A 17,479-nucleotide genomic window follows, 5' to 3' on the forward strand; every position below is an offset into this window, starting at 1 on the left:
TGATTATAAGCTGATTTTTAGATATTGCCGGAACTTATATTCAGTAAAAACCTGAAATTCCCTTTTTGCCGGAATTCAATAATGAGTTGAGTGGTGGCGGTCAGACAGCCGTAGTCGTAAGAGACCGATGCGGGTTCCGTCCGGATAGTTACCTTATAATCGGTCAGAATTTCCAGTTTTAATTTCCGGTTATGCGGTCCGTGATGTAATTTTATCACATTATCTTCCACGGATTCCACTTTTATTCCGGCATCCAGCATAAAGCGGGATTGATACAGATGTTCCCCGGTAGCGGAGATTTCGTCTGCTAACAAGACCCTTCCGGGGTGTAATTCCAGTGTACGTTTATGTGTTACGGTATCTCCGGGCAATGTCCAAGTGTATGCTCCCGCTATACGCTGGCAATCCTTGTCTTGCGAATATTCCAGGCAGGAGGGCATGTTAAATCCGGAATAGGCCCAGAAATTCTCCTGTTCAACATGATATTGATCGCAACCGTCTATATTGATGGTATTGTGTTTTCCGGTAGACCTGAATTCATTATGCGCTTTCAATGACGAAGTATATACATAGGCTCCGGCATCGGTGAATACATTGCATTTTCCATACGAAAGGTCGAAGGAGAGCAGATCGGCATGATTGTGTGTTGCGATCATTTTTTTATTTAATTCCGGGTAATACATTCCTATCCCGGAGTTATTGAAAAAGATGTAGAAATGTTCATTTTTCAAAACGGCAAATCCGGCGTCCGGAAATATTTTCGACCCGGAAGAAGTGGATTCGGGCGGTACGGATACGGAGAGCGGATAATGCTCCGGCAATAGAAAGAAAGCATCGGCTCCCGTCCCGGATTCGTAATCCGTATTGCCGAACATACGTGCAGATACGGAGAGCAGGTAATCATGTCTGTTAAATGCATGCTTTACGAAGGGCAGCAGGCGTCCGTCGTCATTGTCTCCCACCAGCGGAGCGCTCCCGTCGGGTTTGGTATAGGCCCGGATAAAATCGAACATGGACCGGATGCGGTAATGTATATCCGGAGGAATATCGTATCCGTTTTTTTGCAATAAGATAACCGGATAGGCAAATAACTCCGTCATTAACCGGTGGTAAGAGATGCTTTTTTCATAATGAACGCCGGTGGGCAATACTTCATTGCGGATCTCGCGGAACAATTCGGCTTTTCCGAACTCAAAGCAGCTTTTTATATGCTGATCGTCCTGAAATAATAACCCCAGCATAACTAGCCCGGTTAGATTGGAGGCATAATGATTCCCGCTGTACGGGGCTCCTTTTTCCAGGTTCTGATAAATAAAATGGATATGTTCCAGTAAGCTCCCGGTAATTTGTTGGCAAAATCTGTCGTCTACCGCATCCGAAGAGATTATCATATTCAGGGTATAGATCCAGTTTACGGCCCGGATAGCCACATCCATAGCGCAACTCCAGTTAATACTGTATGCGTACGGGTTTTCTTTTATCCAATTGCGGATCTGGGCTACGATCTCTTCCGGGTATCTTTCATCTCCGGTTATTAAATAGGCTTCGCCCAGCCATAGCAGGTGATGACAACGGCTAAGTTCGATAGGCACTTTAACGTCGGAATCATCTGTTTTATTGATACGTATGTATTTTTTGTAATATTTGCCCCCGGGCCATCTGTGTCCACTCTTGAAATCACAATGCCAGTCGATCGGATCGGAAGTGACCGGCCCGGAGCCTAAAAGTTCGAACCGGTGAGACAAAGCGTTACCGGCATCCCGGAGGATGATCTCTTTTTCCCGCTCCGAAATGTATTTCTCCGGAAAGTTCTGAAAATTCCCCAGCGTTTCCGCCAGCCGTTTTTGCAACCGGGCTTTGGTGATTTTCGCTGCGGTCTTTTTATATCCGGACGGAAGTAAAAAATGTGCCGGAACAAAAGATAAGAGACGATTGTAACGATCGTTCAGTACGATAAGTAACTTTGTGAAAAATATATATCTTGGAATGAAGTTCATCTGTTTATTGCATTGTCGAACAAATAGATATCTATTTTAACCATATGCCGGTTGCCGTGGAATTCAGGATCTTTTTTAATTGGATATGCCCGGAGATACATTGCCCCGCATAAACCAATGTGGTTACCATGATAATTCCTGTCATGCCGTACAGTTTACAGAACAGGAGCATCAGCGGGATGGCTACCGTCCCGAAAATAAGATAAATAATCATTTGGATATTAACGGTTCCGATGCCGTTTAACAAATACATATAGAGACTGGCCCGTGACATAATGAGTATATACAGGAACATTCCGGCCGAAAGCGTGTATGGAATACTGATGACATCATTCAGCCAGAAATGATAGAATACCGGGGAAATGAGCAGCATGAGGGTGGCTCCTATTGCCGCGATGCCCCATACTTTGGACAATGATCTGTATGTATTCTGCATCCATTTCGTATCCTTTACGGTATAGGCCTCGGTAAAAGCCGACCAATAGGGGGTAAGTATAATGGTCATTACCATATTGATGGAAAAAAAGTACTTATAGCAAACGTTATAAATAGTTACGGATTCAGGCCCGAGTACCCGGGACAAAATGATGTTGGAAGTCTGGAAGATGACCAACAACGCAAGCTGGATAATGAAAAATTTGGAACCGAGTCCGAATATATTTTTGAATAAACTGAAATTGATATACCGTATTCCGGGGGCATATTCCCTGAATTTGGTGGCAAATAACAAAACGGAAATGATGAGTAATACAAGGCATTGCATGCCGCTGAAGACAAAAGTCAGCATCAAAAGCGATCCGGTGGTGGTTTTTGTCAAAATAAAGATAATGATGAGTATAACCAGCTGACTGGCGGCGGGGATCAGGGCGGACAAGGCGGTCTTTTGAAGGGCCAGCAAGAATGTGGTAAAAACATTCAGGATTGCATTGAGGCAGAAAAAGACAATCAATACCCCGAAAACATTCGATAATTCCCGGTCCATCGAAGGGGCCAGTTTAAGTAAGCTGCTCCAGTCTACATAAAAGTTTACAATGAGGGCACATACCAGGATGGAGGTGAAAATGATGGTAAGGATAACATAGGTTGTACTGATGTATTCCCTGGCCAGTTTTTTATCCTTTCTGGCGGTTGCTTCGGCAAATTTATTCCGGAAACCGTGCGTCAGCCCCATATCAAAATAGGCAAACCATCCTACAAGGGAGGAGATCGTCAGCCATATTCCGTATTGTACGGGATTTACAAAATCAATGGTCAGCGGAACGAGTATAAATGATACCAATATAGATATTCCTTTTATGAAGAACGAATAGGCTATATTTTTTTTGGCGGTAAGGGTTCTCTCGCTTCCCCTGGTAAAAAAAGTCCGTATTTTATCCGGCATTATAGGCATTAACAGCATGGATAAATTTTGTTTTGAACGCTTTACATACATTGGGCAGGCTATGCCGGGATACAGCCAGTTTATAGGCATTTCCTGTTAATTCGTCTCTTAATCCGGAGTCGGTTATAAGCCGGGTCACGCCTTTTAAAAGCAGCTCCGTACTACTTTCGCTAACGCAGTAGGCCCATCCGCTTCCGGCGGCATATTTATATATTTCCAGTTCCGGCGGACAATAAAGTAAAATGGGGACTTTGGAGACCATGTATTCTGCTGTTTTGGTGGACATGGATAATTTGGCATAATACCGGGTCCTTTCTGAAAAACAGAGCGGGAAATATACAATATCATACTCTTTGATATAACGGCATACCTGTTCATGCGGAATGCCGGGACATAAATTACAGCAAGGCGAATCTGCAAACAGACCGGCTATCTCTTTTACGGAATTCGGAGAAAATATATCAAACCGGATATTCCGGCCTTGCTTGTTTAATTTGGTGACAACGTGGTACATATCCACAAGGGCATCTTTTGTGTCCTCATTTATCTTTCCGAAAAATGCAATTTTTTTTACGGAATTATCCTGCCTGTATTCTTTATCGGGAACGCTGTCCCAGAAATCTATGTTTACAGGATTGTGGAAAGGATAAAACTCCCGGTTGTATCTGGATGCATACTCTGCCGACATACCTTCCGAGATGGAGAAATTCAAAATAGTTCTCGTTAAAATATCCGTAAATGCTTTATGGTATCTCTTTTGCCATGCTCCCCGGAAATATCGTCCGTTGAATAGCGTTGCCGGCCAATCGTCCATAATATGGATGGCCAGCGGATAACGGTTACCGGTAAGCCGGGAGATTTTATTCACATATTTTATCATGCCGTAATTTCCGAGACACGTATATATAATATCCGGGTGGAAATTATCTATAAAATCTATTAATTCCGTTGAAATCGTATTTCTGTCGATCAGATCGTTGATTCCTATCTTTTTGTGTAAAAACGAGCTGATTTTTCTTCTTATCCGGGATCTGTTGTCTTTTAGATAGGACGGGAGTTTTACCTCCTGTGGTACAATATTTTCAGCTATCGTATAGCTTTTATTTTCGGATGTATTGAAATATCTTTCGCATATTTGATTCTGAGTTAAAAATGCAGTGGCTATTACCGGAGAGACAATTGCAATTTTATCTTTGGGCCATGCATGGAATAAATTGGACAGTGTTATGCCGATACCGTCGTAATTATTAAAGGAATGTCCCAGAATCAGTACTTTAGGCAATGATTGTTCCATTTTGTTCAGGGGTTGATTTCGGTTTATGTATAAACTCGTAAACGAGGTAGGCGAACAGCAGCATGTAGAGAGAGATGGCTGTGAAATTATCTGTAATACTCATAAAGAACAAAAGCGAGCAGAGGCCCAGCGCCGAAATGGAAAAGTTATTTATGGTATCCATAATTGGCTTCAGGTACATCAGCAGCAGGGATATCAGCATAGCGAATACTCCGTATGAAATTCCATATAATAGAAATAACTGGTGCGGAGAAGGAATATTCTCCTTGAGGGTCTGCCCCAAAAAGAAATGCCCCAGAAAGAAATCCAACTCTTCCACGATTAGCGTATGCCTGCTCTCCAGTGAAGTATTAATCGAATCTACAAAAATATTATTGTAAGCGTAAATAAGCGCGTAGACAGAGACCGGCAATATAATCATCAGCAAGGCAATCGCCAGTATGGCGTTTTTCTTCATTGATTTATAGTAATAGACAAAAATTACGAGCAGCATGGCTGCTACCGGTGCTTTCGTTCCCGTATCTATCCATACGATTATCCCTGTGATGAACATGATTGCCGAGAGCAGTTTCCTTTTGTTATTCAACAGATCCTGTAAAAAGATCAGGGCGAAGGAGCCCGCATAGAATCCCAGGATATTGGCATTGTGGAAACAACTGTCTACGAAATATAAGTATTTATTAGCTAACGTTCCCAGGAGATCCCCCCGGATAAGTAACGGCGCACTGGTAGTGGGAACGGATGAATAATCATCCAGGTGCCAGTAGGTATACTTTAAAAACTCAAAATAGGGGAAATGAATATACGGACCATATATTACCAGTACGGTCAGGAACATGTGACTTCCCAGGAATATATATAAATAGCGCTTGAAATTGAAGGTGTTGAAAGTCGACAGGAATAAAATGAAGATGACCGGTCCGTACTGAACGGAAAAATTGATAATTCTGGCGAAAACCTCCGGCAAGCTCAGTTCCATGCCGTATTTGATTAACGCTATAAGGAAGGTACACCCGATAAAAAGGAGCGATAGCCCTATATAATTCTGCTGCTTCCTGCTTAGTTTATTTTTGTTCTGCCATAATGCTACGAAAGCTGCCGCGAATATTAACATTTCCATGATCCTTGTGAATAAGGGCAATTGCATCGACAAAATTTCGCTGGATATGAGCGCATCTGAAGTTGAGGCCGTGAAAGAAAAGATTAATATCAGATACCTCTGATTTTTGAATACGAACAGAGTAGATATTAAGATAATCAGATAAGATATCAGCGACATTTTACTTATTATAACTTATTCGGATATTTCTACGCTACAGACTCCAGTATTTCAGTTGATGGATTTTATCTCTGTATAATCCTTTGATGTCTACTAATACCGCATTTTCACAGGTAATTGCCGTGAAATCATTTTCAACCAGCTCTTTGTACGGATCATGAGCTACCGCTATGACAACAGCGTCATAATTCCCTTTGGGTTTTTCCATCAGCTTGAACCCATACATTTTCATGACATCTTCCGGGTCCGCATATGGATCAACAACATCCACATCTGTTCCAAAATCCTTTAATTCATTGATAATATCCACCACTTTTGAATTTCTTATATCTGCAACGTTCTCTTTAAATGTCATGCCCATCACCAGCACTTTGGACCCCAGTACGCCTTTTCCCATCGCTATCATTTTCTTGATGAGTTTTTTGGCTATGTACCCCCCCATCGTGTCATTAATGAATCTTCCGGCGCTTATAAGTTGAGGATGATATTTCAGTTCGCTGGCTTTGTATACCAGATAATAGGGATCCACCCCTATGCAGTGGCCTCCCACCAGACCCGGATAAAATTTTAAGAAGTTCCATTTTGTTCCGGCTGCCTCCAGTACATCGTATGTATTGATCCCTATCCGGCTAAAAATAATGGAAAGTTCATTCATCAGGGCGATGTTTACATCCCGTTGCGTATTTTCTATGATCTTGGCGGCTTCGGCCACTTTTATATTGGGTGCCCGATGAACCCCGGGTTTGACCACCAGCTCATATACTTTTGCAATGGTATCCAGCGCCTCTCCGTCACAACCGGAGACGATTTTTATCGTGTTCGGGAGCGTGTGGATTTTTTCTCCCGGGTTAATCCGCTCCGGAGAGTATCCGTATTTGAAATCCACTCCGGCTTTCAGGCCGCTGATTTCTTCCAACAACGGCAGGCAATCCTCTTCCGTGCAACCCGGATAAACCGTGGATTCATATACGACGTAATCTCCTTTCTTTAATGCCTGGGCCACACTTCTTGTAGCGCTTAATAACGGAGCCAGGTCGGGCTGGTTATGATTGTCAATAGGCGTGGGAACAGCCACGATAAAAAACGAAGCCTCCCGTAGCTCCGTTACAGAAGAGGTGAATTTGATGTCTTTATTTTCAAAAGCATCCTTGCCCAGCTCTTTGCTCGGATCCGTCCCCTGGCGCATCATAGCCAGCCGTTCCTCATTTATGTCGAATCCTATAACGGGAATTTTTTTCGCAAACTCCAATGCTATGGGCAAACCTACGTATCCCAGCCCTATTAAAGCCAGTTTTGCTTGTTTGTTTTTCAGTTTGTTATACATATGTATAATGAATCTTTACGTTGTAATATTAATATTGCCTGATGTACTCTCCTATTCTTCCACAGGCTTTGCCGTCCCCGTAAGGATTTACGGCTTTGCTCATTGCGTTATAACACGCAGGATCATCCAGTAAAGCCGATACCTGGGTTACTATCTTGTCATAACAGGTACCTACCAGTTTTACCGTACCCGCTTCCAGCGCCTCCGGTCTTTCCGTTGTGTCCCGCATCACGAGTACCGGTTTTCCCAGTCCCGGCGCCTCTTCCTGGATTCCCCCGCTGTCGGTCAGTACTATGAAGGATTTCTCCATCAGCAGGACGAAACTCAGGTATTCCAACGGCTCGATAAAAAATATATTGGTATTGGATTGTTCTCCGAATATCTCATGGATAGGCTGTCTTACATTGGGATTCAGGTGCATCGGGTAAACGAAATCTACCTGCGGATATTTTTCCGTTAAGGTTTTTATAGCCCGGCATATCTGGAGAAAGCCGTCCCCGAAATTTTCCCGGCGGTGGCCCGTTATCAATACCAGCTTTCTACCGCCTGTTAACCTGCCGGTATCAAATCCGGCACGTTTTAGCTGCTCCTGTAATTGGGTATTAAGTACCGTATCGTTTTTGATCCGGTCTACAACCATGTACAATGCGTCTATGACCGTATTCCCCGTAACCAGGATATTCTGTTCCCCGACACCTTCGTTGAGCAGGTTCCGGCGGCTTAAAGGGGTAGGGGCGAAGTGGTGCGTGGCGATCCGTCCGGTGATCTGCCGGTTCATCTCTTCCGGCCAGGGACTGTAAATATTATGAGTACGGAGTCCTGCTTCCACATGTCCTACTGGGATCTGCTGATAAAAAGCGGCCAGTGCAGCAGCCATAGAAGTGGTCGTATCTCCGTGAACCAATACAATGTCGGGACATACCTCTTTCAAAACATCCCGCATTCCCGTTAATACCCGGGCCGTCACATCATACAGATCCTGTCCGTGTTTCATGATGTTGAGGTCGTAATCGGGCCTGATGCCGAATATGTGAAGCACCTGGTCGAGCATCTCCCGGTGTTGTCCGGTGACGCATACGGTGGTCTGAAATGTATCGGGATACTTCTGGAACTCCTTAACCAGGGGGGCCATTTTAATGGCTTCCGGACGGGTCCCGAAAACCAGCATTACCTTCTTCATAGTTAACTCTTTTTGTAAATGCCGCAGAAATCCAGGATTACTTTATCATTGCGGTACGGTAATGTTTTGAACTCTTTATGGGCTACCAGGAAAGCCACGATATCGGCTTTCTCATACGCTTCTGTATAATTTGTCAATTTGAAAACCTTGTGTTCCGCAACATTGGGTTCCACCACGAGAATATCTGCGTTGTTACAACTTTGCATGACTTTGGTGGCGATATATTTTGCCGGGGCTTCCCGCAGGTCATCTATATCGGGTTTGAAAGCCAATCCCATCATGGCAATGACAGGCGGTCGGTTATGCTTTAATTCAAATTGTAAGATCGCATTCTCGATTTTCTCGGCGCACCAGAACGCTTTATAATTGTTGATTTCCCTGGCTTTGGCAATAATCTGCGACTCCAGGGGAAAATCCGCCGTAATAAAGTAAGGATCCACTGCTATGCAATGCCCCCCTACGCCGCTTCCCGGCTGGAGGATATTGACGCGCGGATGTTTATTTGCCAGCGCTATCAACTCCCATACATTCACGCCGGCTTTGTCGCATATCAGGGATAACTCGTTGGCAAAGGCAATCTGCACGTCGCGAGAAGAGTTCTCCGTCAATTTGCACATCTCGGCCGTGCGAGCGTTTGTTTTATGTAATTTACCCCGCACGAATTGACTGTAGAAAGCGATGGCTTTATCCGTGGATTCAAGGTTAATGCCCCCGATTACCCGGTCATTATGAATTAACTCGTGAATCACGTTCCCCGGTAAAACTCGCTCTGGACAATAAGCGATGTAAATACGGTTTTCCAATTCCGGTCGTTCGCCGTAAATGATCCGAGTCATCATCTCGGTAGTCCCTACCGGCGAGGTTGATTCAATTACAAATAGATCTCCCGTTTTTAACAGGGGAAGTACTGTGCGGGTGGCGGCCTCTACGTAGCTGACGTCGGGTTCATGGTTGCCCGTGAAAGGGGTGGGGACCACCATGAAATAGGCATCACTAACTTCGGGTTTTAAGGAGGCTTTCAATTTTCCATTGTCAATTACTTCTCGTAAATATGCCTCTAATCCGGGTTCTATGATGTGCAATTTTCCTCGGTTTGTCATCTCAACCACGCGGGGATTAATATCTACACCGGTAACCTGTACTCCGTGTTTAGCGGCAATAATAGCCGTTGGCAGACCGATATAGCCTAACCCCATAAAACAAGCTTTCATCATGCTAATATTTTAAAGTGGAATAAATACTAAATTTACATAAACTTATAGCATAAAAAATTATTGAAGTTTATGCTGTCAAGTTGCCAACGAACCCGCTCTTTGATCATTATTGAAAAATGATATTTTTAAATTTTTGACACCAGCCCGTCTTTCAGACGGTACTTCTCGTGACTCTCCGGGCATTCGGCAACACCATTTTCGTCGAAATGAAGACGGTGACCGTACTCGCTCATCCAGCCTAATTGCCGGGCGGGATTGCCCACTAACAGGGCGTAGGCAGGAACGTTCTTCGTCACCACGGCGCCCGCCCCGATAAAGGCATAAGCCCCGATATCGTGACCGCAAACAACGGTGGCGTTGGCTCCGATGGTAGCCCCTTTCCCGACATGCGTCTGCGCGTACTGTGATTTTCGGTTAACGGCACTCCGAGGATTGGTCACGTTCGTGAACACGCAGGAAGGCCCCAAAAACACGTCGTCATCACAGGTCACCCCGGTGTATACCGACACGTTGTTCTGCACCTTCACGTTATTTCCTAACACGACTTCCGGGGAGATCACCACGTTCTGCCCGATATTGCAATTTTTGCCGATCGTGCAACCGCTCATGATGTGGCTGAAATGCCAGATTCTCGTTCCTTCCCCGATCCGGCAATTCTCGTCTATCACCGCCGTCTCGTGGGCGAAATACTCTTGTTTCATGAACAATATATATTATTTGTAAAACTCCTTTATCCTCTCGATAACGATATCCTGTTGGCCGGGTGTCAGCTCCGTGTGGATCGGGAGCGATAACACGGAACACGAGAGTCTTTCTGCCGTGTCGAGCGTTCCCGCCGCCCGGGCGATCGATTTGAACGCCTCTTGTTTTTGCAAAGGCAAAGGATAATAGATCATGGCCGGAATTCCGGCTTCTTCCAAGTATTTTTTCAGGGCATCCCGTTTTCCATTCAACACTTTCAACGTGTACTGGTGATACACGTGAGTGGTGTAAAGCATCTCCTCCGGGACCACGATTCCCGGAATATTCCGTAACCGGGCCGAGTAATACCGGGCCGCCTCGTGCCGGGCCTTCCCGTACTCGTCGAGGTGTCTCAATTTCACGTCCAACACGGCAGCCTGAATGGTGTCGAGCCGGGAATTACATCCCAAAACGTCATGGTGATATTTCACCCGTTGACCATGATTGGCAATCATTCGGATTCTCCCGGCCAACTCCTCGTCATCGGTCATCAACGCCCCCCCGTCACCGTAACAACCGAGATTTTTCGACGGGAAAAAGGAGGTACAGCCGATATGGCCCATGGTTCCGGTTTTTTTTCTCGTTCCGTCCGCAAAGGTATACTCTGCCCCGATGGCCTGCGCGTTGTCCTCCACCACGAACAGCCCGTGTTCGGCAGCAAAAGAGAGGATCGGTTCCATGTCACAACTTTGCCCGAACAGATGCACCGGCACGATGGCTCTCGTCTTCGAAGACAAGGCATTCCTTATGTTATCGACAGTGACGTTAAAAGAGGCGTAATCCACGTCCACCAAGACAGGCGTGAGCCCCAGCAAGCCGATGACCTCGGCCGTGGCCACGTAAGTGAAGGCAGGCACGATTACCTCGTCGCCGGGTTGCAAACCTAAAGCCATGAGAGCGATCTGCAAAGCGTCCGTGCCGTTTCCGCAAGGAATCACGTGTTTCACCCCGCAATAATCGGCCAGGTGACCGGAAAATTCCCTAACTTTAGATCCGTTAATAAACGCCGTCGAATCCAACACCTCCTGTATTCCGGCATTTACCTCTTCTTTTATTTTATCATACTGACCTCTCAGGTCCACCATCTGAATGTTCATCATATAAACTAATGATTATCTCACCATTAAAATGGATTAATTAAAGTAGAATAAAGATTCTTGAACGAGCTCTACTCCAAGATCAAATAACGACCGATTAATGATATTTTCAGTTGATGTTTGATATGTAATTATATATATAATTAAGTTAATTTATATACATAATAAATCCTGACAGAACTTTACGTTCTATGAAGAATGGTTTATATAAAAAATAAATGTCGGCAACAGAAAAAATGAATTCAACAATAAAATGATAGTGAAGAGCATGATCGATAAAAAAGCTTGCTAAATGCGAGATAAAAGAGTCGTTTATTTTGTATGTAGTATTATTTTTTTACTTTTGCACTCGTTATAATGCGGTCGAAAATGTATCATTTATGATACAAAACTGAAAAGTCTGATTAGATCCCACATGGGATTGACCGGGCGGAGCTATGAAATAACTCATGAGTCTCTAATCAGAAAATACAGTATATATTAACATATATTTATTTTACTCTATATTTGAGGATATATATCATTAATCGGTCGTTTATTAAAAGATTTTTCACAACATAAAAAAACATTTAATAAGGTTATATAAACCACTAACAAACAATAATTTGACATAGTCAAATATAATAAAAAACAACTAACAATATTTTATAATTTAAAGTACTAAATATCCGCTTGCTGAGAATTAAAATACAATTACAAATTAGTTATATCCCAAAATAAGTAATCATTGAGATACAATCGCTCATCAGGATAGTACTTCGCAATTTATTAAATAATGGCATTTGATTTTTTAGGTTTTTATAAAAACAGTTCTTTTGCGAGAAATGCACTGACCTTAACCATAGGTACAACCATTGCTCAATTTTTGCCACTATTAATTTATCCTGTTCTTGCGCGAATTTATAGTCCTGAGCAGTTCGGCATCTTGGCATCATTAACTTCGCTCATATCGATTCTAACTGTTATCTCTACAGGAAAATACGAATTTGCTATTCTGGTAGCAAAAGATGATAAAGATGCCGCCAACATCACTTGTTTGTCACTGGTAATCAGTGCTCTATTCTTATTATTTATTTTATTGCCATTGTTTTTCTTCCGGGACGAAGTTGGGAGATTATGTGGTAATAATTCGGAATATTGGATATTAATTTGTCCGTTTGCTGCTTTCTTTATCAATATTTTTAACTGTTATAATGAATGGTGTGTCAGAAAAAAATATTATTTCAATTTATCTATAAATAAAATTACCAATTCCGTATCCGTAACGTTAGGCAAACTACTATTCGGATTTACAAAATTTCAAAATTCAGGTTTGATCATCGGAGATATCATTGGGCGAATAATCACTGCCTTATGTTGTGTTTTCCGTGTGTTAAATAAAGATTGGGATATCTTTAAAAAGGTTACCTACAAAGGGATAAAAACAATGGCTCTTAAGTTCATCGAATTCCCTAAATATACAATGCCAGCCCAATTACTGAATACTATAGGAGGATCTGTTCCAATATTAATACTCGGAGCTTATTACAATAACACTGACGTCGGTTATTTTTCTATGGCAATAACAATACTCAGCGTACCGATCAGTGTAATAAGTATATCAATACGAGACACTTTTAGACAAAAAGCGAATGAAACATATTTGGAACAAGGAAATTTCAGGGGACTATTTGTGAAATTATTTAAGATTCTTTTTGTATTAACTTTAATGGCTTCCCTAACCGTTATCTATTTTTTACCCGATCTTTTTGCATTCGTATTAGGTAAGCCATGGTCAGTAGCAGGCAAATACGCCCAAATATTACTTCCCATGATCGCCATTGATTTTATTGCAATATCCTTATCTGGGGTATTAATCATAACCAACAAACTAAAACAAAATTTAATATGGCAATTATACTATACATTCGCCTCTATCGCACCGTTAATAATCGCTTATCTATGGGATTGTAACATTTACTATGCGTTAATATTATTTAGTGCCTTCAGAGCTTCTGCCTATATATACTTATTGTTTTTATCGTTCTATTATTCAAAAGGAGAAAAATAGACTATGATTCATTATCAAGGTTTAAGAAAAAAATTAATTAGAATCGCAAAAAGAATTTTGGGTATACCTCAAAATCAAACATTAACTCTTAGAAGTTTTCAGAAGTATTTTAGGTTAAGATTCGGACCTTGGGTATATAAAAAGAAAATAAATACTAAAGATATTATAGAGGAGATGAAAAAAATGGGAATGAAAAATGGAAGTAATATCTTCATTCATTCTACCTGGGATGAAATGTATAATTATAACGGCTCTGAAGAAAATCTGATAGATGCGATTTTAGAAGTAATCGGCCCTGAAGGGACATTAATCATGCCGGCCTTGCCCCTATTACGTAAAGGGAAAATTTTTGATGTGAAAAAGAGTATTACAGGAGCAGGGACTTTGGCCGAAACTTTTAGAAGGTATCCCGGCGTAAAAAGAAGCATCAATGTGCAACATTCAGTTTGCGCTTTAGGTCCCCAAAGTGACTTCTTACTCAAGGAACACCATTTAGGAGAATCTTGCTGGGATGAGAAATCTCCTTATTTTAGGTTGTCTCAGATTGACGCATTAGTTTTTACACTCGGTCTAAGAAGATATTATATCGGAACAATGCTACACTGCGTAGAATCTGTATTAAGAAAAAGTTATCCTTATTATTCTTCTTTTTACACCCGGGAGCCGGTCAAACATGAATATATAGATTATGACGGCGAACATAAGTATTATTACTGCTATGATAATAGATATGTCAGGTATAAGTTTTTCGCAACCAAAAGAATGACAAAAAAGCATTTCAATAAAAATTGGTATGCCTGTTCTCAAATCTCAAATTTAATTATCGGAGTATATCACGCAAAAGAGATAATACCTCATTTAATCAACTTGGGAAAAAAAGGAATCGACGTGTATCAAAACTCAGGAAAAAGAGGTTATAAATTTGACAAGTAATAAAATGAAGAAAGCATTCATATTTCCAGGCCAAGGCTGCCAGAAAGAAGGCATGGGAAAAGAACTTTACGAAAACTTTCCCCGGGCCAAGGAACTTTTTGAACGGGCTAATGATTTTTTCGGCAGGCGTATAACCGATGTTATGTTTCGTGGAGATGAACTGGAATTAATGGAAACTAAAAATACACAGCCTGCCGTTTTCGTGTATGAGGTCGCCACGGCCTTAACACAAAATGAAATTCAACCGAATGTTGTCGCTGGACATTCTTTAGGAGAATTCGCCGCTTTGGTTGTAAACGGTTGTTTATCCTATGAAGATGGTTTAAATCTTGTTTTGAACAGAGCTTTAATCGGCCAAAAAGTATGCGAAAAATTTGACACGGCCATGGGAGCCGTTATCGGTTTTCCGGATGAATATATTCAAAAAAGATTAAAAGAAATCTCTGAAGAGTCCGGTGAACCTATCTACTTTGCGAACTATAACGGCCCCGGTCAGGTAGTCATTACAGGCTCGAAGGCAGGAGTAAAAATAGCCTGCAAAACATTTAAAAAAGAAGGAGCCAAAAAGGCCGTACCCTTAGCCATCGGGGGATCGTTCCACTCCCCGTTTATGTTAGAAGCGGAAAAAGAATTAGGTAAAATAATCAAAGACACGGAATTCAGAAAACCACGTTGTCCCATTTACCAATGCGTGGACGGGAAAGCTCATGTCAACCCCAAAGAGATCCAAGATAATCTCGTTATCCACATAACACATTCCGTATTATGGACTGACATGGTCAATAATATGGTAAAAGACGGAGTAACGGATTTTTACGAAGTCGGCACGGACGATACGCTGCAAAAGATCGTTACTCGCATGTATCCCGATAAAAAAGTAACTTCCATTTGGGAAATAGAAGAGTATAATAGTATAAATCCATTTAAAGAAAAAGAATCATGAAATTAGAAGAATTCGTACAGTTATTCGCAGAACAATTTGACGATACCCCGGTTGAAAAATTCACACCTTCAACAATCTATAAAGACTTAGGTGAATGGGGATCATTGGTGGCACTGTCTATAATTGCCATGGTCGACGATGAAATGGGGAAACGCATTTCGGGAGGAGATTTAAGATCTTGCAAAACCATAGAAGATTTGTATAATTTGATTGAGTCCAAGTAATGGCATTTCTTGAAGTCAAAAAAGTAAAGATAGCAGGAATTTCAGCTTGTGTTCCTTCCGGCGTGGAAGAGACATTCGATTACGATCTTTTACCAAGAGAGATGCTGGAAAAGTACGTAGAATCAGTAGGTGTATTGAAAAAACACCGGGCAAAGGAAGATCAATGCACCTCTGATCTCTGCTGTGAATCGGCTGAAAAATTGATAACGGATCTGCAATGGGATAAATCTGAAATCGATTTGTTAGTATTTGCCTCGCACACGGGAGACTATAAACTCCCTTCCACGTCTTGTACTCTTCAGCATCGTTTGGGTCTACCGACAGACATCATGGCATTTGACATAAACCACGGGTGCTCCGGGTATTTATACGGTCTGAGCATCATCGGCAATTTGATGTCAACCGGATCTTTTAAAAAAGGTTTACTTCTGGTCGGAAATACGCAATCCAAAAATGTCAGCTATTACGACCAAAGTACCTATTTGATATTCGGCGATGCGGGAACGGTTACCGCTTTGGAATATCAACCGGACAATTACGACTTAATGAAGTTTCACTTTCTCACGGACGGTTCCGAGTTCAGCTCCGTGTATATTCCCGAGGGGGGATACCGGCATCCTATCACTCCGGACTCTTTCGTCATGGAAGAAGACGAGGAGGGCATAAAGCGGAACAAGACACACCTGAGAATGAACGGGACAGATGTCTTCTCTTTTGCCAATTCTTATATGCCTAAATCTATCGGGGCCTTGATGAATCACTACGATATCAATAAAGACGATATCGATTTCTTAGTCATGCATCAGGCCAACAAATTTTTATGCGAAAAGATTCGCAAAAAAATAAAGATACCGGCAGAAAAGACTCCTTATACGTTTCCCGATTACGGAAATACGAGTGGGGGTTCCATCCCGTTAACCATGACGTTAAAATTAAACCAGCCGTTAGCGAAAGAGAAATTAAAGTTACTGATGTCGACTATTGGAGGTGGGTTCTCCGTGGCATCTGCATACATCGAAACGCAAGGTGATATACATTGCTCTGACCTTGTATATTTATAAATCTACATGAATAACGCGAATACATGAATCCCTTCAATTTACAAAACAAGACCATACTTGTCACGGGAGCCTCGTCGGGGATAGGTAGGGCTACCGCCATAGAATGCTCAAAAATGGGGGCCTCCCTGATCATCACGGGACGTAACGAGTCCCGTCTACGGGAAACATTGAATTTATTGGAAGGAGAAAATCATCAATCCGTGCAGACCGATTTAACTTCCGATGCCGGAATTGAAGCACTATGCCATCGGATTGATAAAATAGACGGGGTCGTGTTATGTGCCGGTATTAATGATAAATCGTTAATTAAGCATGTCAATCGGGATAAAATAGACCGAATGATGAACATTAATTTATTCGCACCGATTTTATTAATTCGCTCTCTATTAAAATCAAAAAAACTGAACAAATTCGCATCGGTGGTCATATTATCATCCATTTCCGCCTACTATCCGGCAGTTTCCAATGGATTGTATGCAGCCTCAAAAGGAGCATTAAATTCATTCTCTAAAATATTAGCGTTGGAATTACTACCTCTAAAAGGCAGGGTTAATTGTATCCAGCCCGCTTTCGTTGAAACCGAGATGCTAAAAAAATATACATTGCAAGAAGAGATTGAAAAAATAAAAGAAGATTACCCATTAGGAAGATTTGCCCGACCGGAAGAGATCGCCTATGCAGCCATCTATTTTTTGTCTGACGCATCCCAATGGGTAACCGGTAATTTTTTCATCATGGACGGAGGATTTACTTTAAGGTAA

At 42.1% G+C, this 17,479-nt stretch carries 15 protein-coding genes; 6 read left to right on the forward strand and 9 right to left on the reverse strand.

Annotated features, from left to right (window positions below; genetic code table 11):
* Positions 1 to 17: 17 nt before the first annotated feature.
* The 9 genes from PGR74_RS13415 to PGR74_RS13455 form a co-directional block, all read right to left on the reverse strand.
* On the reverse strand, positions 18 to 1,997 hold the full coding sequence (locus PGR74_RS13415) for an alginate lyase family protein (protein ID WP_270517324.1): 1,980 nt from the start codon (positions 1,995 to 1,997) through the stop codon (positions 18 to 20).
* A gap of 31 nt (positions 1,998 to 2,028) precedes the next feature.
* Positions 2,029 to 3,378: a lipopolysaccharide biosynthesis protein gene (locus PGR74_RS13420; RefSeq protein WP_270517325.1), complete on the reverse strand. Its 1,350-nt coding sequence runs from the start codon at positions 3,376 to 3,378 to the stop codon at positions 2,029 to 2,031.
* Positions 3,368 to 4,672, reverse strand: coding sequence for a hypothetical protein (locus tag PGR74_RS13425; protein ID WP_270517326.1), 1,305 nt, complete (start codon positions 4,670 to 4,672; stop codon positions 3,368 to 3,370). The genes PGR74_RS13420 and PGR74_RS13425 overlap by 11 nt, the downstream gene beginning before the upstream one ends.
* Positions 4,653 to 5,792, reverse strand: a complete 1,140-nt coding sequence (locus PGR74_RS13430; protein WP_270517327.1) for a hypothetical protein — start codon at positions 5,790 to 5,792, stop codon at positions 4,653 to 4,655. Before PGR74_RS13430 ends, PGR74_RS13425 begins: the two co-directional genes overlap by 20 nt.
* A gap of 193 nt (positions 5,793 to 5,985) precedes the next feature.
* Complete coding sequence (locus tag PGR74_RS13435; RefSeq protein WP_270517328.1) at positions 5,986 to 7,275, reverse strand: nucleotide sugar dehydrogenase; 1,290 nt, start codon at positions 7,273 to 7,275, stop codon at positions 5,986 to 5,988.
* A 28-nt stretch (positions 7,276 to 7,303) separates the two neighbouring features.
* Positions 7,304 to 8,455: a non-hydrolyzing UDP-N-acetylglucosamine 2-epimerase gene (gene wecB, locus PGR74_RS13440; RefSeq protein ID WP_270517329.1), complete on the reverse strand. Its 1,152-nt coding sequence runs from the start codon at positions 8,453 to 8,455 to the stop codon at positions 7,304 to 7,306.
* A 2-nt stretch (positions 8,456 to 8,457) separates the two neighbouring features.
* Positions 8,458 to 9,666 carry a UDP-N-acetyl-D-mannosamine dehydrogenase gene (gene wecC / locus PGR74_RS13445; protein ID WP_270517333.1) on the reverse strand — a complete coding sequence of 403 codons (1,209 nt, stop codon included), beginning with the start codon at positions 9,664 to 9,666 and terminating at the stop codon, positions 8,458 to 8,460.
* A 128-nt stretch (positions 9,667 to 9,794) separates the two neighbouring features.
* Positions 9,795 to 10,370 (reverse strand): acyltransferase, encoded by a 576-nt coding sequence (locus tag PGR74_RS13450; protein WP_270517330.1) that lies wholly within the window; start codon positions 10,368 to 10,370, stop codon positions 9,795 to 9,797.
* Positions 10,371 to 10,382: 12 nt separating this feature from the next.
* Positions 10,383 to 11,507 (reverse strand): DegT/DnrJ/EryC1/StrS family aminotransferase, encoded by a 1,125-nt coding sequence (locus PGR74_RS13455; RefSeq protein WP_270517334.1) that lies wholly within the window; start codon positions 11,505 to 11,507, stop codon positions 10,383 to 10,385.
* Between the two features lie 775 nt (positions 11,508 to 12,282).
* Between PGR74_RS13455 and PGR74_RS13460 the strand changes: the two genes are divergently transcribed.
* The 6 genes from PGR74_RS13460 to PGR74_RS13485 are packed head-to-tail and all read left to right on the forward strand — an operon-like array spanning position 12,283 to position 17,479.
* Positions 12,283 to 13,557, forward strand: coding sequence for a lipopolysaccharide biosynthesis protein (locus tag PGR74_RS13460; RefSeq protein ID WP_041502349.1), 1,275 nt, complete (start codon positions 12,283 to 12,285; stop codon positions 13,555 to 13,557).
* Between the two features lie 3 nt (positions 13,558 to 13,560).
* Positions 13,561 to 14,490, forward strand: a complete 930-nt coding sequence (locus tag PGR74_RS13465; protein WP_052634387.1) for an AAC(3) family N-acetyltransferase — start codon at positions 13,561 to 13,563, stop codon at positions 14,488 to 14,490.
* 4 nt (positions 14,491 to 14,494) lie between these two features.
* Positions 14,495 to 15,433, forward strand: a complete 939-nt coding sequence (gene fabD / locus PGR74_RS13470) for an ACP S-malonyltransferase (protein WP_041504792.1) — start codon at positions 14,495 to 14,497, stop codon at positions 15,431 to 15,433.
* Positions 15,430 to 15,657, forward strand: coding sequence for an acyl carrier protein (locus PGR74_RS13475; RefSeq protein ID WP_041502351.1), 228 nt, complete (start codon positions 15,430 to 15,432; stop codon positions 15,655 to 15,657). Before fabD ends, PGR74_RS13475 begins: the two co-directional genes overlap by 4 nt.
* A complete protein-coding gene (locus tag PGR74_RS13480; protein WP_041504791.1) occupies positions 15,657 to 16,718 on the forward strand; it encodes a 3-oxoacyl-ACP synthase III family protein in 1,062 nt (353 codons plus the stop codon). Before PGR74_RS13475 ends, PGR74_RS13480 begins: the two co-directional genes overlap by 1 nt.
* 23 nt (positions 16,719 to 16,741) lie before the next feature.
* Positions 16,742 to 17,479, forward strand: a complete 738-nt coding sequence (locus PGR74_RS13485; RefSeq protein WP_041502353.1) for an SDR family NAD(P)-dependent oxidoreductase — start codon at positions 16,742 to 16,744, stop codon at positions 17,477 to 17,479.

The organism is Sanguibacteroides sp. AM78-02pH3A, assembly GCF_027666085.1.
Lineage (GTDB): Bacteria > Bacteroidota > Bacteroidia > Bacteroidales > Marinifilaceae > Gabonibacter > Gabonibacter massiliensis.

Excerpts from the sequence above, each read along its gene's own strand:
- fabD (WP_041504792.1), top strand. The coding sequence starts at position 14,495 with ATGAAGAAAGCATTCATATTTCCAGGCCAAGGCTGCCAGAAAGAAGGC.
- PGR74_RS13485 (WP_041502353.1), top strand. The coding sequence starts at position 16,742 with ATGAATCCCTTCAATTTACAAAACAAGACCATACTTGTCACGGGAGCC.
- wecC (WP_270517333.1), bottom strand. The coding sequence starts at position 9,666 with ATGAAAGCTTGTTTTATGGGGTTAGGCTATATCGGTCTGCCAACGGCT.
- PGR74_RS13420 (WP_270517325.1), bottom strand. The coding sequence starts at position 3,378 with ATGCCGGATAAAATACGGACTTTTTTTACCAGGGGAAGCGAGAGAACC.
- PGR74_RS13415 (WP_270517324.1), bottom strand. The coding sequence starts at position 1,997 with ATGAACTTCATTCCAAGATATATATTTTTCACAAAGTTACTTATCGTA.
- PGR74_RS13425 (WP_270517326.1), bottom strand. The coding sequence starts at position 4,672 with ATGGAACAATCATTGCCTAAAGTACTGATTCTGGGACATTCCTTTAAT.
- PGR74_RS13455 (WP_270517334.1), bottom strand. The coding sequence starts at position 11,507 with ATGAACATTCAGATGGTGGACCTGAGAGGTCAGTATGATAAAATAAAA.
- PGR74_RS13430 (WP_270517327.1), bottom strand. The coding sequence starts at position 5,792 with ATGGAAATGTTAATATTCGCGGCAGCTTTCGTAGCATTATGGCAGAAC.
- PGR74_RS13435 (WP_270517328.1), bottom strand. The coding sequence starts at position 7,275 with ATGTATAACAAACTGAAAAACAAACAAGCAAAACTGGCTTTAATAGGG.
- PGR74_RS13465 (WP_052634387.1), top strand. The coding sequence starts at position 13,561 with ATGATTCATTATCAAGGTTTAAGAAAAAAATTAATTAGAATCGCAAAA.
- PGR74_RS13475 (WP_041502351.1), top strand. The coding sequence starts at position 15,430 with ATGAAATTAGAAGAATTCGTACAGTTATTCGCAGAACAATTTGACGAT.
- PGR74_RS13450 (WP_270517330.1), bottom strand. The coding sequence starts at position 10,370 with ATGAAACAAGAGTATTTCGCCCACGAGACGGCGGTGATAGACGAGAAT.
- PGR74_RS13460 (WP_041502349.1), top strand. The coding sequence starts at position 12,283 with ATGGCATTTGATTTTTTAGGTTTTTATAAAAACAGTTCTTTTGCGAGA.
- PGR74_RS13480 (WP_041504791.1), top strand. The coding sequence starts at position 15,657 with ATGGCATTTCTTGAAGTCAAAAAAGTAAAGATAGCAGGAATTTCAGCT.
- wecB (WP_270517329.1), bottom strand. The coding sequence starts at position 8,455 with ATGAAGAAGGTAATGCTGGTTTTCGGGACCCGTCCGGAAGCCATTAAA.